General features: G+C 73.8%; 11 protein-coding genes and 1 riboswitch. Of the genes, 4 read left to right on the top strand and 7 right to left on the bottom strand.

What is annotated here, in order from left to right:
• Positions 1 to 368 (bottom strand): transposase (locus ACFY0O_RS17340; RefSeq protein ID WP_388947514.1); only part of this gene is annotated, 368 nt, incomplete at its 3' end.
• A gap of 1,476 nt (positions 369 to 1,844) precedes the next feature.
• Positions 1,845 to 5,465: a cobaltochelatase subunit CobN gene (cobN, locus tag ACFY0O_RS17335; protein WP_388947513.1), complete on the bottom strand. Its 3,621-nt coding sequence runs from the start codon at positions 5,463 to 5,465 to the stop codon at positions 1,845 to 1,847.
• A gap of 53 nt (positions 5,466 to 5,518) precedes the next feature.
• Positions 5,519 to 5,597: riboswitch (cobalamin riboswitch) on the bottom strand.
• Between the two features lie 314 nt (positions 5,598 to 5,911).
• Between cobN and ACFY0O_RS17330 the strand changes: the two genes are divergently transcribed.
• From ACFY0O_RS17330 to ACFY0O_RS17320, 3 genes are read left to right on the top strand one after another with little or no spacing between them, the layout of a single operon-like run.
• The gene (locus ACFY0O_RS17330; RefSeq protein ID WP_388947539.1) at positions 5,912 to 7,222 is read left to right on the top strand and encodes a cobalamin biosynthesis protein CobG; all 1,311 of its coding nucleotides are present in this window, start codon (positions 5,912 to 5,914) and stop codon (positions 7,220 to 7,222) included.
• Positions 7,219 to 7,866 (top strand): precorrin-8X methylmutase, encoded by a 648-nt coding sequence (locus ACFY0O_RS17325; RefSeq protein WP_388947512.1) that lies wholly within the window; start codon positions 7,219 to 7,221, stop codon positions 7,864 to 7,866. The genes ACFY0O_RS17330 and ACFY0O_RS17325 overlap by 4 nt, the downstream gene beginning before the upstream one ends.
• Positions 7,863 to 9,359 (top strand): precorrin-2 C(20)-methyltransferase, encoded by a 1,497-nt coding sequence (locus ACFY0O_RS17320; protein ID WP_388947511.1) that lies wholly within the window; start codon positions 7,863 to 7,865, stop codon positions 9,357 to 9,359. The genes ACFY0O_RS17325 and ACFY0O_RS17320 overlap by 4 nt, the downstream gene beginning before the upstream one ends.
• 100 nt (positions 9,360 to 9,459) lie before the next feature.
• On the opposite strand, the gene ACFY0O_RS17315 is transcribed toward ACFY0O_RS17320, so the two are convergent.
• The 5 genes from ACFY0O_RS17315 to ACFY0O_RS17295 all read right to left on the bottom strand — a co-directional run bounded on the left by ACFY0O_RS17315 (position 9,460) and on the right by ACFY0O_RS17295 (position 14,137).
• Entirely contained in the window at positions 9,460 to 9,978 is a 519-nt protein-coding gene (locus tag ACFY0O_RS17315) for a hypothetical protein (protein ID WP_388947510.1), read from the bottom strand.
• A 63-nt stretch (positions 9,979 to 10,041) separates the two neighbouring features.
• Positions 10,042 to 10,842: a cobalt-precorrin-6A reductase gene (locus ACFY0O_RS17310; RefSeq protein WP_388947509.1), complete on the bottom strand. Its 801-nt coding sequence runs from the start codon at positions 10,840 to 10,842 to the stop codon at positions 10,042 to 10,044.
• Complete coding sequence (cobM, locus tag ACFY0O_RS17305; protein WP_388947508.1) at positions 10,832 to 11,581, bottom strand: precorrin-4 C(11)-methyltransferase; 750 nt, start codon at positions 11,579 to 11,581, stop codon at positions 10,832 to 10,834. The genes ACFY0O_RS17310 and cobM overlap by 11 nt, the downstream gene beginning before the upstream one ends.
• Before the next feature lies 1 nt (position 11,582).
• Positions 11,583 to 12,833 carry a precorrin-6y C5,15-methyltransferase (decarboxylating) subunit CbiE gene (gene cbiE / locus ACFY0O_RS17300; protein WP_388947507.1) on the bottom strand — a complete coding sequence of 417 codons (1,251 nt, stop codon included), beginning with the start codon at positions 12,831 to 12,833 and terminating at the stop codon, positions 11,583 to 11,585.
• Positions 12,834 to 13,240: 407 nt separating this feature from the next.
• Positions 13,241 to 14,137, bottom strand: a complete 897-nt coding sequence (locus ACFY0O_RS17295) for a trypsin-like serine peptidase (protein WP_388947506.1) — start codon at positions 14,135 to 14,137, stop codon at positions 13,241 to 13,243.
• A gap of 192 nt (positions 14,138 to 14,329) precedes the next feature.
• Between ACFY0O_RS17295 and ACFY0O_RS17290 the strand changes: the two genes are divergently transcribed.
• The gene (locus ACFY0O_RS17290; protein WP_388947505.1) at positions 14,330 to 15,388 is read left to right on the top strand and encodes a phosphatidylinositol-specific phospholipase C domain-containing protein; all 1,059 of its coding nucleotides are present in this window, start codon (positions 14,330 to 14,332) and stop codon (positions 15,386 to 15,388) included.
• Positions 15,389 to 15,400 lie beyond the last annotated feature (12 nt).

Genomic DNA, 15,400 nt, shown 5'->3' with positions numbered 1-15,400 from the left:
CGCTTCTGCCGCTTGCGGACAATCTTTGGTTCGAAGGATCCGTCGCGGTCGCGGGGCACGGATATCTCGACCGGACCGACATCGGTCAGCACGGTCTTCGCGCGGGTCCCGTTGCGGGAGTTGCCGCCGTTCTTCCCGGCCGGGTCGTGCTTGTCATAGCCGAGGTGGTCGGTGATCTCGCCCTCCAGGGCGGACTCCAGCAGCCGCTTCGTCAGCTGCTGCAGCAACCCGCCCTCGCCGGTCAGCTGCAGGCCCTCGGCCTGGGCGCGGGAGACCAGCTCGTCGATCAGCCGGTCATCCACCGCCCTCGACGGCGTCGGCTCAGAGGGCTCGACGGTCTCTGCCTCGGTCACGTTGTCACTCGTCATCGGTGCATCCTCCATGATCGGGAGTTACACCGAACGATTTACAGTCCCTCGATGACCTCCACGCGTACTATGTGCTGGCGGCGGCATCGCCGGTTCTCGTCCATAACTGCCCGACTGGCACGCGAGGTCCCCAGGGGAAATTCAAGCCCACACTGATTGTGGACCGCGCCCAGGGTAACTGGAATATGGAGGGGAGGATCGCGGACGCCAGTGCCATCCGTGACGAAGCCGCACGGACGGCCACAGGAGCGGCGAAGTCGCGTACCTATACGGCAGCAGTGAATAAGCGCACCGGTGATATCGCTGTAAGCTGTTCTGGAAATGGAAGTTGTGCCGAGCCGAATATCCTAAGCGCAACTGGGTGGGCGGCAGACGATGTGATTTTCACCCGCGCCATGCGGAGAGAGGATGTCGGTGACGGCCTGGGTAAGGTACTGCAGGAGAAGGAGATATGCACTGTGTGCCAGGGGAACTATGGGTCGGATAACTTCGTCTCGGGTGTCCTGTACGACCCCGCTGGGCCGTGGATGCTGGGGGCGGCGGGATGAGGGCATCTCTCGTTGAGCTTGCGCGGCATGACTGGGCTTCCCTGCGGTGTGGGTGTGGACGGTCGGGGGCGCATATTTCTTCCTCGTTCGCCGCGCTCATTCAGGCGCGTAGCCTCCAGGAAACGGTTGGGTACACGCTCGATGGTCACTTGGAGCGACAGGCCATGTTGTTCCAAGTGGCGCCACACGCCGTGCCCGTGATACTTGCCGCCTTGGCAGAGGAGCTACCTCACTTCACTAGGGCTCACTTCCTGAACATGCTTTGGTATCTGGTTACAGGGGAGTCGCATGTGACTGAGGTGGAGGCGGGCCTACCTGACCTGGAGATGGACTGTCGTGCCGCAGTGGAAGAAGGGATCTGGCTGATCTATCGCGAGGCGGTATCGGGGGACAGGGAGACGGCTTTGGACATCCTGGAGTTCGCGGATTCAAATTCGGCTCGATTTGAGTACTTTCGCTCAGCTGTCACCGTGAGGCGAGAGGGGTGACGCCCCATTTCGAGGCCGGTTTCGATGAATTCGGCTGACTTGAGAGGCTGACGTCGGCCCCGTGTCTGCGCGCCACGGGTATCGGCAGGCGCGAGGGAGCTGGTCTGGGAGATCCCTCGCGCGGTGCGGCCGGTCGAGGAGGTTAGCTGCCCTGGTGTGAGCTGCCTGAGGTCTCCCGGTGTGCAGTCTCCGCTGCCCTTGCTGCTTCATCTCCAGGGTTTGGCAGGTATGTCCGTGATGCCGCCTTGGCTGGGGTGTCGATCTGAGAGTGTGCCGCATTTGAGCGTGGTGTCGGAGCCTCGGATGAGTGTCTGGTTTGTATAGGTCGCGCTGAACCAGACCGCGAAGGTGTAGCGGCTGGACGGCCGATTGCGCAACGGGCCGGCCTCCTCACCCCTGCGGGGTGAGGAGGCCGGCCCGTTCAGTTGGGACTGGTGTCCCTACTCGGCTTCGCCTTCGAGGTTGCCCTCCGTGTCCAGGTAGACCTGGCGGAGGGATTCTAGGATCTGGGGGTCCGGCTTTTCCCACATGCCGCGGGACTCGGCCTCCAGGAGGCGTTCCGCGATGCCGTGGAGGGCCCAGGGGTTGGCTTCCTCCAGGAAGGCGCGGTTGGTGGGGTCGAGGACGTAGGTTTCCGTGAGCTTGTCGTACATCCAGTCCGCTACGACGCCGGTGGTGGCGTCGTAGCCGAAGAGGTAGTCGACCGTCGCCGCGAGTTCGAAGGCGCCCTTGTAGCCGTGGCGGCGCATCGCCTCGATCCACTTGGGGTTCACGACGCGGGCTCGGAAGACCCGGCTGGTTTCCTCCACCAGGGTGCGGGTCTTGACCGTTTCCGGGCGGGTGGAGTCGCCGATGTAGGCCTCGGGGGCCGTGCCGCGCAGGGCGCGGACCGTGGCCACCATGCCGCCGTGGTACTGGAAGTAGTCGTCCGAGTCCGCGATGTCGTGTTCGCGGGTGTCGGTGTTCTTCGCGGCGACCGTGATGCGCTTGTAGGCCGTCTCCATTTCGGTGCGGGCCGGGCGGCCCTCCAGGCCGCGGCCGTACGCGTAGCCGCCCCAGACCGTGTAGACCTCCGCGAGGTCGGCGTCGGTGCGCCAGTCGCGGGAGTCGATCAGCTGGAGGATGCCCGCGCCGTAGGTGCCCGGGCGGGAGCCGAAGATGCGGGTGGTGGCCTTGCGTTCGTCGCCGTGGGTGGCGAGGTCGGCCTGGGCGTGGGCTCGGATGAAGTTCTCGGTGTGTGGCTCGTCCAGGGAGGCCGCCAGCCGGACCGCGTCGTCCAGGAGGCCGATGACGTGCGGGAACGCGTCGCGGAAGAAGCCCGAGATGCGGAGGGTCACGTCGATTCGGGGGCGGCCGAGTTCATTGAGGGGGATCGCCTCGATGCCCGTGACGCGGCGGGAGGCCTCGTCCCAGACCGGGCGGATGCCGAGGAGGGCGAGGGCTTCCGCGACGTCGTCGCCCGCCGTGCGCATCGCGCTCGTGCCCCAGAGGGAGAGGCCTACCGAGGCCGGCCACTCGTCGTAGTGGTCCGCGCGGTAGCGGGTGAGGAGGGAGTCGGCCAGGGCCTGGCCGGTCTCCCAGGCGAGGCGGGACGGGACGGCCTTGGGGTCGACCGAGTAGAAGTTGCGGCCCGTCGGGAGGACGTTGACCAGGCCGCGCAGCGGCGAGCCGGAGGGGCCGGCCGGGACGAAGCCGCCGTCCAGGGCGGTGAGGACGTTCGAGATCTCGGCCGTGGTGCCGGCCAGGCGGGGGGCCACCTCGGTCGCCGCGAAGGTGAGGATGTCCGAGACGGCGGAAGGGTGGCCCGCCGCGACCGCGGCGACCGCCGACGGGTTCCAGTCCGCGTCCTCCATCGCCTGGACCAGGGCGCGGGCCGTCTCCTCGATGGTGTCGGCCGCGGTACGGGTGGCCGCGGACTCGTCGAGGCCGAGGGCCTCGCGCAGGCCCGGGAGGGCGGAGGTGCCGCCCCAGATCTGGCGGGCGCGCAGGATGGACAGGATCAGGTTGACGCGGGCCTCACCGGTCGGGGCGCCGCCCAGGACGTGCAGGCCGTCGCGGATCTGGGCGTCCTTGACCTCGCACAGCCAGCCGTCGACGTGCAGGAGGAAGTCGTCGAAGCCGTCGTCGTCGGGGCGCTCGTCGAGGCCGAGGTCGTGGTCGAGCTTCGCCGCCTGGATCAGGGTCCAGATCTGGGCCCGGATCGCCGGGAGCTTGGACGGGTCCATGGAGCTGATCTGGGCGTACTCGTCCAGGTGCTGCTCCAGGCGGGCGATGTCGCCGTACGACTCGGCGCGGGCCATCGGCGGGACCAGGTGGTCGACCAGGGTGGCGTGGACCCGGCGCTTGGCCTGGGTGCCCTCGCCCGGGTCGTTGACCAGGAAGGGGTAGACCAGGGGGAGGTCGCCGAGGGCGGCGTCCGGGGAGCAGGAGGCGGACAGGCCCGCGTTCTTGCCGGGCAGCCATTCGAGGTTGCCGTGCTTGCCCAGGTGGATCATCGCGTCGGCGCCGAAGCCGCCGTCGGTCGATGATGCCTGGATCCAGCGGTACGCGGCCAGGTAGTGGTGCGAGGGCGGCAGGTCCGGGTCGTGGTAGATCGCGATCGGGTTCTCGCCGAAGCCGCGCGGCGGCTGGATCAGGATCAGGAGGTTCCCGCGGCGCAGGGCCGCGAGGACGATGTCGCCCTCGGGGTTGGCGGAGCGGTCGACGAACATGTTGCCGGGGGCCTCGCCCCAGTGTTCCTCGACGCTCTCGCGCAGGTCCGCGGGGAGCTCGGCGAACCAGCGCTTGTAGTCGGCCGCCGGGATGCGGACGGGGTTGCGGGCCAGCTGCTCCTCGGTGAGCCAGTCCTGGTCGTGGCCGCCGGCCTCGATCAGGGCGCGGATCAGCTCGTCGCCGTCACCGGAGACCAGGCCGGGGATGTCGGCCTCGGGGCCGAAGTCGTAGCCGTGGGAGATCAGGGTGCGCAGGAGTTCCACCGCGCTGGCCGGGGTGTCCAGGCCTACCGCGTTGCCGATGCGGGAGTGCTTGGTGGGGTACGCGGAGAGGACGAGGGCGATCTTCTTGTCGGCGGGGCCGATGTGGCGCAGGCGGGCGTGGCGCACGGCGATGCCGGCCACGCGGGCGGCGCGCTCGGCGTCGGCGACGTAGGCGGGCAGGCCGTCCTCGTCGATCTCCTTGAAGGAGAACGGGACGGTGATCAGGCGGCCGTCGAACTCGGGCACGGCGACCTGGGTGGCGGCGTCGAGGGGGGAGAGGCCCTCGTCGTTCTCCTCCCAGGTGCTGCGGGAGCCCGTCAGGCACAGGGCCTGGAGGATCGGCACGCCGAGACCCGCCAGGGCGCCCGCGTCCCAGGACTCGTCGTCGCCGCCCGCGGAGGCGGTGGCGGGACGGGTGCCGCCGGCGGCGAGGACGGTGGTGACGATGGCGTCGGCGGAGGCCAGGGCCTCCAGGAGCTCCGGCTCCGGGGTGCGCAGGGAGGAGACGTAGAGGGGGAGGGGGCGGCCGCCCTTGGCCTCGACGGCGTCGCAGAGGGCGTGCACGAAGGCGGTGTTGCCGCTCATCTGGTGGGCGCGGTAGTAGAGCACCGCGATCTGCGGACCGGTCGCCTCCGTGGCGGGGCGGTCCAGGGGGCCCCAGGTGGGGGAGGCGGCCGGGGGCTCGAAGCCGTGGCCGGTGAGCAGGACCGTGTCGGAGAGGAAGCGGGCCAGCTGGTCGAGGTTGGCCGGGCCGCCGTGCGCGAGGTAGCGGTGCGCTTCGGCGGCGATGCCGATGGGGACCGTGGAGGCCTCCATCAGCTGGGCGTCCGGGGCCTGTTCGCCGGTCAGGACCACCACGGGGCGGGTCTGGTCGGCGGCGAGGAGCACGTCGAGGCCGTCCTGCCAGGCGCGGAGGCCGCCGAGGAGGCGTACGACGACCAGCTGGGCCCCGTCGAGGAGGCCGGGGAGGTCGTCGAGCGGGAGGCGGGAGGGGTTCGCGAACCGGTACGGCACGGGGCCGCCGGCGGTGTTCGCGGCGCGGGCGCTGAGCAGATCGGTGTCGGACGTCGACAGCAGCAGGATCATGCGGCGGCAGGCCTTCCTCGGGGTTTCCGCGCCCCGGGCAGTGAGGACAGCGGGAGTTCCTGACTCACCCCGCGGATCGCTCCGCGGGGCTCACAGTGGCGGGACCGCGCCGGAATCGCACCGGGCTTCCTCCCATGTCGCCGTCCTCGGCGGTGGCGGGCCGAGTGGTCCGCCGGAAGGTCATCTTAGGTGGCCTTTTCCCTGGCCGGGAGGTGGGGTGGGGTGGGGTGGGTCCGGGGCGGCGCCGCTGCCGGGGCTCTGCCCGGTGGGCTGCGCCGCAAACTCCCCCAGCCACCGCTGGGGGTAACCCCGGGCGAGGCTGGATTTGGGCTGGTCTGACTGGTCAGGTGTCGGTTGGGGCCCACAGGTGCACGGGGCACCGGAAATGGAGGGACCCCCTGGTCGGGGTGGCGACGGACACAGGTCGGGGGTGGGGAATCGTGGGTATGCTCGCGGCCATGCCGCCCCAGCCACCTTCCGCCGCATCGCGGGACGAACCCGTCATACGTGAACGCGGTGACGCCTGCCCCGGCGCGCTGCGGCTGCACGCCGCCGACGACGGGTACCTCGCGCGCGTCCGGATCCCCGGCGGGCTGCTCACCACCCGGCAGGCCCGGACGCTCGCGCACGCCGCCGAGCGGTTCGGCGACGGGCACCTGGAGCTCACCTCCCGCGGCAACGTCCAGCTGCGCGGCCTCGCCGACGGCTGCGGCGGCGGGCTCGCGGAGCTGCTGGACGGCGCCGGGCTGCTGCCCGCGCCCAGCCACGAGCGGGTGCGGAACATCGTGGCCAGTCCGCTGGGCGGGCCCCAAATCGTCGGCTGGGTCCGGGAACTCGACCGGCTGCTGTGCGCCAGTGCCCGGGCGGCGGAGCTGTCCGGGAGGTTCCTGTTCGCCCTGGACGACGGGCGCGGGGACGTGGCCGCCCTCGACCCCGATGTGACGGTGCTGGCCGACACCGGCCGCGGCGGCGGCCCCGGCCCCCGTGGCGGGGGTTTCGTCGTGGTGCGGCTCGGGGCTGGGGTGGGCGGGGTGGAGGTCGAGGGTGGTGACGCGGCTCGGGCGGCGCTGGTGGCCGCCGAGTACTTCCTCGACGCCGCCCGGGCCGCCGGGACACGGGCCTGGCGGGTGGCCGAGCTACCCCTCGAACACGCGCTGGACGCAAGGGAGTTCGTCCGGAGGCTGGCCGCCGCCGGGATCGCCGCCGGACACGTGTCCGAGGTGGTCTGGCCGTACGCCGAGCCGCCCCGGCCCGGGCGCGTGGGCGCGGCCGGGCTGTGCGTGCTGCCCCCGCTCGGGCGGGTCGGCGCCGCGCAGTGGCGGGTCCTGGCCGAGGCCGCCGACGGCGGGGACGGCGAGCTGCGCGTGACCCCGTGGCGCAGCGTCGTCCTCCCGCGCGCCGCGGCCGACGACGGCGGGCGCATCGAGGCGGCCGGCCTCGTCGTCCGGCCCGAAAGCCCCTGGCGGACCGTCACCGCCTGTACCGGAAAGCCCGGTTGCGCCAAGTCCCTCGCGGACGTACGCGCCGACGCGCGTGCCGTCGTACAAGGGCAAACGGAGGCCGCCGAGCTGCCCGTGCACTGGTCGGGGTGCGCCCGCCGGTGCGGGCATCCGCGCGGCAGCGCGTGGGTGGACCTCGTCGCCACCCCCGACGGCTACGAACTCGACGCGCGGCCCGTCCCGCACGCAGATCTGGCGGCCACCCTCACGGCCGCACGCACCACCCCCACCACAACCGAAGCCGCAGTGAAGAAATGAGCGAGTACACCGTGTTCGAGTACGAGAAGGACGGCGCCGCGATCTACCGCCAGTCCTTTGCCACGATCCGCGCCGAGGCGGACCTCTCCGGGCTGCCCGCCTCGGTCGCCCAGGTCGCGGTGCGCATGATTCACGCATGTGGCATGACCGACCTCCCCCAGGACCTCGGCTACACCCCCGACGTCGTCCTGCGGGCCCGTGCCGCCCTGCACGCCGGTGCGCCCATCCTGTGCGACGTGCAGATGGTCGCCAGCGGGGTCACCCGCAAGCGGCTGCCCGCCGACAACGAGGTCATCTGCACCCTCTCGGACCCGGCCGTGCCCGCCCTGGCCGCGAAGATGGGCACCACCCGCAGCGCCGCCGCCCTCGAAGTCTGGCGCGACCGCGGCCTGTTGGAGAACGCGGTGATCGCCGTCGGCAACGCCCCGACCGCGCTGTTCCGGCTGCTGGAGATGATCGAGGAGGGCGCCCCGCGCCCCGCCGCCGTCATCGGCGTGCCGGTCGGCTTCATCGGCGCCGCCGAGTCCAAGGACGCCCTGGCCGCCCACCCGTCGGGCCTCGACCACCTCATCGTGCGCGGCCGGCGCGGCGGCAGCGCCATCGCCGCCGCCGCGGTCAACGCGATCGCGAGCGAGGAAGAATGAGCGCGGAGCGGAAGGGCAAGCTGTACGGGGTCGGGCTCGGGCCCGGCGACCCCTCGCTGATGACCCTGCGGGCCGTCGAGGCGATCGCCGAGGCGGACGTGGTCGCGTACCACAGTGCCCGCCACGGCCGTTCCATCGCCCGTTCGATCGCCGCGAAGCACCTGCGCGCCGACCACGTCGAGGAGCCGCTGGTCTACCCGGTCACCACCGAGACCACCGACCACCCCGGCGGCTACCAGGGCGCGATGGAGGAGTTCTACGAGGCCTCCGCCGCCCGCCTGGCCGCGCACCTGGACGCCGGCCGGACCGTCGCCGTGCTCGCGGAGGGCGACCCCCTCTTCTACGGCTCGTACATGCACATGCACAAGCGGCTCGCGGACCGCTACGAGGCCGAGGTCGTCCCCGGCGTCACCTCGGTCAGCGCCGCCGCCGCCCGCCTGGGCACCCCGCTGGTCGAGGGCGAGGAGGTGCTGACGATCCTGCCCGGCACCCTGCCCGAGGAGGAGCTCACCGCCCGCCTCGCCGCCACCGACTCGGCGGTCGTCATGAAGCTCGGCCGCACCTTCCCCGCCGTGCGGCGGGCGATGGAGGGCAGCGGGCGCCTCGCGGAGGCCCGTTACGTCGAGCGCGCCACGATGGAGGGCGAGCGGACCGGCGTCCTGGCCGACACCGATCCCGACAGCGTCCCGTACTTCGCCGTCGCCGTCGTGCCCAGCCGGATCGGGAACCCGGGCAGCGTGCCGTCCGGCCCCGGCGAGGTCGTGGTCGTCGGCACCGGCCCGGCCGGGCCGCTGTGGCTGACCCCCGAGACGAAGCGGGCGCTGGCCGACGCCGAGGTGCTCGTCGGCTACACCACGTACCTGGACCGGGTGCCGGTCAAGCCGGGCCAGGTGCGGCACGGCTCCGACAACAAGGTGGAGTCCGAGCGCGCCGAGTTCGCCCTCGACCTCGCCCGGCGCGGCAAGCGGGTCGCCGTGGTGTCCGGCGGCGACCCCGGGGTCTTCGCCATGGCCACCGCGGTACTGGAGGTGGCCGGCCAGCCCGCGTACGCGGACGTGCCGGTGCGGGTGCTGCCCGGGGTGACGGCGGCCAACGCGGCGGCCGCCGCGGCCGGGGCCCCGCTGGGCCACGACTACGCCACCGTCTCGCTCTCCGACCGGCTCAAGCCGTGGGAGGTCATCGCGGAGCGGCTGCGCGCGGCCGCCGCCGCCGACCTGGTGCTCGCCCTGTACAACCCGGGCTCGCGCAGCCGGACCTGGCAGGTGGCCCAGGCGAAGGAACTGCTGCTGGAGCTGCGCCCGCCGCGGACGCCGGTGGTCGTCGCCCGGGACGTGGGCGGGCCGGAGCAGTCGGTGCGGATCGTGACGCTGGCCGAACTGGAGCCGTCCGAGGTGGACATGCGGACGATCCTGCTGATCGGCTCCTCGCAGACGCAGGTGACCGAGCGGCCCGACGGGTCGCGGGTGACGTGGACCCCGCGCCGGTACCCGTGACCGTGCCGGTGCCGGTGCCGGTGCGGTGGTGACGTGAGGTGAAGGGGGGCCCGGCCCGGGGTGTTGCGCCTTGGGCCGGGCCGCCGTGGCCCGGCGTGGCTCAGCCCGGGCAGCCCGCCAGCGCGTCCGGGCAGCCCTTGACCGACGCCGGGTCGAGGGTGAGCAGCTGCCACGACACCACCCCGGCCGGCGGGGAGTCCTCCTCCGGCGCGGGGTCGATGTGCGCGTTGAGCACCGGGCCGGCGGGGAGGTTCAGCCGGGTCACCTCCCCGGCGGTGCACGACACGTCGAACGAGCGCTCCCCGGAGCCGCCGTCGCGGGACAGCAGCAGCGTGATCCGGGGGCTCTCCTCGCTGTCACAGGCGATGTCGAAGCGGTACGGGCGCTCCCCGTCGGTCTCCAGGTCCTTCTCCATCCCGGCCTTCAGGAACCCTGTGCCCCGCATCGTCACACGGGCCCCGGCCGCGACGTCCTTGCCCAGGGTCTCGTCGGCCCGCTGGAGCGCGTCCTCGGGCTCCCAGCCCTTGGGTTCGGGCGCCGCGCCCCCGCCGCACCCGGTGACGAGTGCCGACGCGGCGGCGAGGGCCAGGACGAGGGCGTGGGGGCGACGTATCCGCATTCCTCCACCCTAGGGCCTGTCCGACCCTTCCCGCCGGGCCCGGGGTGAAGGGTCGGACAGGCCCTAGAGGGTGCCGTCCGCTTCGGCGCCGAGCCAGTGGAGGGCCGCCCCCACCGATTCCGCACGGGCCGGGCCCTCCGGTACCGGCGGGCGGCGTACGACCAGCACCGGGATCCCGGCCTCCCGGGCGGCGGTGAGTTTGGGGGCCGTCGCGTCGCCGCCGCTGTCCTTGGTGACCAGGACGTCGATGCGGTGACGGGCCATCAGTTCCCGTTCCTGCTCCAGGCCGAACGGGCCGCGCGCCAGCACCGTCTCCAGCCGGGGCGGCACCGGCCCCTCGGGCGGGTCCACCGAACGCACCAGGAACCAGAGGTCGGTGAGGTGTGCGAAGGAGTGCAGGCCGGTCCGGCCGGTGGTGAGGAAGGCCCGCCCGCCGAGGGACGGCAGCACGGCGGCGGCCCCCGCGAGGTCGTCGGCGAAGGTCCAGGCGTCGCCCGGGCCCGGACTCCAGCCGGGCCGCCGCAGCGCCAGCACGGGCACGCCGGTGAGTGCCGCCGCCCCGGCCGCGTGGAAGCTCATCCGCTCGGCGAAGGGGTGCGTGGCGTCGACGACGTGCGTGACGCCGTGGGCGGTGATCCACCCGGCCAGCCCCTCGACCCCGCCGAACCCGCCGATCCGGGTCTCGCCCGGCGGCAGCACCGGCGAACCGACCCGGCCCGCCAGGGAGTTCGTCACCCGGTACGCCGCCGCGCACCCGGGGTCCCGCGCCAGCGCCTCCGCCAGCCGGCGGGCCTCCGTCGTCCCGCCCAGGATCAGGACGTGCCGCCCGGGCTCCCGTACGGCGGGCGCCGGCTCAGCAGACATGCCGGTCGCGCTCGGGGGAGTAGAGGTGGCTGTCGCGGAACTGCTCCGCGCCCAGCGTCCGGCCCACCACGATGACGGCGGTGCGCACCAGGCCCGCCTCCTTCACCTGCCCCGCGATGTCGGCGAGCGTCCCGCGCAGGATCAGCTCGTCGGGGCGGCTGGCCATCGCCACCACCGCCACCGGGCACTCGGCCCCGTAGTGCGGCAGCAGTTCGTCCACGACGCGGTCCACGTAACGGGTGGCCAGGTGCAGCACCAGCAGGGCCCCGCTGCGGCCGAGGGTGGCCAGGTCCTCGCCGGGCGGCATTGGGGTGGCCTGCTGGGAGATCCTGGTCAGGATCACGGTCTGGCCGACGGTCGGGACGGTCAGCTCCCGCTTGAGGGAGGCCGCCGCCGCGGCGAACGCCGGCACGCCCGGCACGACTTCGTAGGGGATGCCGACCGCGTCCAGGCGCCGCATCTGCTCGGCGACGGCGCTGAAGATGGACGGGTCGCCCGAGTGCAGCCGCGCCACGTCCAGGCCCGCCTCGTGGGCCCGTACGCACTCGGCGACGATCTCGTCGAGGTTCAGCTGCGAGGTGTCGACCAGCCGGGCCCCCTCGGGGCACTCCGCCAGCAGCTCGCGCGGGACCAGGCTGCCGGCGTAGAGGCAGACCGGGGCGGCGGCGAGGGTGCGGGCGCCGCGTACGGTGATGAGGTCGGCGGCGCCGGGGCCCGCGCCGATGAAGTACACGGTCATGTCATTCTCCTTGGGTCTTCGGCTTCGTCACGGACCACTGGGTGACGGGCATCGCCTGCCGCCAGCCGGTGAAGCCGCCGACCGGCACGGCGTGCGAGACGGCCAGCTTCACCAGTTCGCCGCCGAGGCGCCGGTGCTGCCCGGCGAGGACCGCCTCGGACTCCAGCGTCACCGTGTTGACGACCAGCCGGCCGCCGGGCGCGAGCGCCGTCCAGGCGGCGTCGAGCAGGCCCGGGGCGGTGAGGCCGCCGCCGATGAACACGGCGTCGGGGGCGGGCAGGCCCTCCAGCGCCGCCGGGGCCGCGCCGACGACCACGCGCAGGCCGGGGACGCCGAGGGCCGCCGCGTTGCGGGTGATGCGCCCGGCCCGCTCCGGGACGCGCTCGACGGCCACGGCGCGGCAGGAGGGGTGCGTGCGCATCCACTCGATGCCGATGGAGCCGGAGCCGCCGCCGATGTCCCACAGCAGTTCGCCGGGGGCGGGGGCCAGGGCGCAGAGGGTCGCGGCACGGACGTGGCGCTTGGTCAGCTGCCCGTCGTGCTCGTACGCGGCGTCGGGCAGGCCGGGGGTGGCGCCGAGCCGGGGGACCGGCGCGCCGGGATCGCGGCGGCACTCCACGGCGACCACGTTGAGGGGATCGCCGGGCGCGTGCTCCCAGGTGTCCGCGGTGCCGCCGTACGTGTCCTCGCGCTCGGAGCCGAGCTGTTCCAGGACCCGTATCCGGCTGGGGCCGAAGCCCCGCTCGCGCAGGAGAGCGGCGATCTCGCCGGGGGTCGCCGCGCCGGCGCTGAGCACCAGGAGCCGGCGCCCCTCGTGCAGGGCGGCCGCCACCCGGGCCACGGGCCGGCCGACGACGGTCACGACCTCGGTGTCCTCCACCGGCCAGCCCAGGCGGGCGCAGGCGTAGGAGACGGAGGAGGGGTGCGGGTGGACGCGGAGCGCGCCGGCGCCCAGCTCCTCGCAGAGCGCGCGGCCGATCCCGTAGAACATGGGGTCCCCGCTGGCCAGGACGGCGATCCGGCGCCCGGCGTGCTCGGCCATCAGCTTCGGCACGGCGGGCCGCAGCGGGCTCGGCCAGGCCACCCGCAGCCCGGCGCACTCACCGGCCGGGAGCAGGTCCAGCTGCCGGGGCCCGCCGATCAGGACCTCGGCGCCGGTCAGCGCGCCCCGGGCGGTGTCGGTGAGCCCGGCCCAGCCGTCGGCGCCGAGACCGACGACGGCCACGGCCGGGGGTGCTGCTGGGGTGCTCACTGCGGTACCTCGGGAACGGGAGAGGGCGAATGCGCGGGACGGACCCGCAGCTTACTGGGGCGCGGCCGCGGCCCCCCGGCCAGGGTGACCAGCACCGACGCCCCCGTCGGCCCCCCGGACGCCCGCGCGCCGGGCCGGGCCGCCGCGCCCGCCGCGGGCCGGTGCGCCGCCCCCGAGGGTGCCGCGCACCGGCGTGCCCCCGTCCGCCCCCGCCACGCCCCCGTCCGCCCCGGAGGGAACCTGCCCGGCCGCCGCTGCGCCGCCCCACACTCGGAAGATGGACGACACTCCGGACAACCACCCAGCAGGCTCGGACGACGCCCACGTACGCCCCCACGCCGGTCCCCGCCCGGCAGCCCGGCGGGGGGCCTGCGGCCGAGCCCTCGGCGGGGTCCGGGGCGAGCGGTTCAGTCGCGTGCGGCCCGCGCGTACAGCGCCCGCACGTCGTCCCCGAAACGGCTGCTGAACGAGGTGGTCTCGTCCCCGCCCCCGTCCCGTCCGCCGATGACCCCGATCAGAGCGCCGTCGGCGGTCAGGACGGGACCGCCGCTGGTCCCGTCGGGCACGTCCGCGCAGTCGAACCGCAGCTGCGTGGGCCCGTCGGCGACGGCCGTGTGCGTACAGCCCAGCGGCCGCTCGGTGTCGTTCGGGTACCCCACCAGCCGGGCCGGCACCGGCAGCTGCCGGCCGAAGCCGATCGGGTGCGCCCCCGTGACGTCCTCCAGCCGCTGCCCCGGGTGCCCGGCGCGGCGCACCCGTATGAAGGCCACGTCGACGTCCGGGTCGGAGTCCCGTATCCACCGCGGGTCCACGTCGATCCGCGTGGGCACCCACACCCCGTAGGGCGCCTTGCCGTCCTCGTAGCCCGGCACGAAGGCCAGGTTGTTGCGGAACCCGCCCGCGTACACGCAGTGCGCCGCGGTGGCGACGAGGTCCCCGGCGGGGGAGTGCACCACGCTCCCCGAGCAGTGGTGGTCGTCGTCCCAGTCCGGGCCGGGTGAGAACAGGGCCCCGATCGCGGGCTCGGCCGGCACCTCCCGGCCCTCCAGGGGGTCAGACGCCTTCCAGTCGCCCTCCGCGAAACCGTGCACCCCCGGCGCGGCCCCGGGGGCCGTCTCGGTCAGCTTCTCCAGCGCGGCCGCGGCGGCCTCGTCGGCGAGCGCGGAGTCCTGCACGTAGCGTCCCCGCTCCCCGTCCCCGCGGTCGACGGTCCCCATCCGGCCCAGGCCGAAGGCCACCCCGGCGGCCACCAGCGCGCAGCACACGCCGGCCAGCACGCAGACCCGTACGGCCCTGCCCGTCATCGCGCCACTCCCACCGCCGAGGATCACCCGTCGCCCCCGGAACGGCCGACCGCCCCCCGGGGTTCCCGGCCGGAATGTGCCCCTCCTCACACCCCGTCCCCGGCCCGCCATCCCCAGTCCTTCCCCTCTTCATCCAACTCCCCTACGCTCCAGGCGCCTTACCACTCGGTAACCCAGGGGAGCCGCACACCCATGCCCATCCGCACCCGCCTGCGCGCGGCAGCCGCGCTGCTGACCGCCGCCCTCGCGACCGTCGCCGTCTCCGCCACCCCGGCCGCCTCGGCCCCCGCCGCCCCGGCCTCCACCGCCTCCGCCCCCGGTGACCTCCGGTACTCGGCGTCCACCGGCGTGGGGGTCCACAACGCCTACGAGAAGGCCAAGTACCCCTACCTCGCCGACGCGCTGGACTCGGGCGCGGCCATGCTGGAACTGGACGTCTGGACCAACTTCTTCGGCAGCGGCTGGCGCGTCTCGCACGACAACCCCTTCGGCAACAACAGCAACTGCGAGAACGCCACCACCCCCGCGCAGCTGCGCACCAAGTCCCGTGACCAGAACCTGGCGGGCTGCCTCTCCGACATCCGCAGCTGGCACGACGCCCACCCCGGCCACCGCCCGATCGTCCTCAAGCTGGAGCTCAAGGACGGTTTCGCCGCGAACCTGGGCCGGGGCCCGGCCGCCCTCGACGCCCTCCTCACCTCGAAGCTGGGCGACGCCCTCTACACCCCGGGCCGGCTGGCCGCCGGCTACCCGGACCTGGACACGGCGGCCCGCGCCGACGCCTGGCCGACCCGGGCGCAGCTGGCGGGCACGTTCCTGGTCGAGCTGATCCCGGGCACCGTGGAGGAGGGCAACAGCGCGGACAAGCTCTGGACGGACCGCGAGTACGCCGAGTACCTGCGCGGCCACCTCTCCACCGCGGCCGCCTTCCCGGCCGTCCACCGCGCCGAGGCGGGCGACCCCCGCGGCCGCTACGCGGACCCGGGCCTGCGCCCGTGGTTCGTCGTCTTCGACGGTGACGCGTCCGCCTACGCCTCCGGCGCGATCGACACCGCCTGGTACGACCGCAACCACTACCTCCTGATCGCCACGGACGCCCAGAACGTGGCCCCGGCGATCGACGCGGTCCACCCCACGGAGGCCCAGGCCCGCGACCGGGTGGCGCTGATGGCGGGCCGCCACGCCTCGATCACCTCGGCGGACTGGTACCCCCTGCCGTCCGTCCTCGCCACGGTCCTGCCCCGCGGCTGACCGGCCGCGCAC

Origin of the sequence: Streptomyces sp. NPDC001594, assembly GCF_042893675.1 — a bacterium.
Taxonomy (GTDB): Bacteria; Actinomycetota; Actinomycetes; order Streptomycetales; family Streptomycetaceae; genus Streptomyces.
This window is presented reverse-complemented; position numbering and strand designations above follow the sequence as displayed.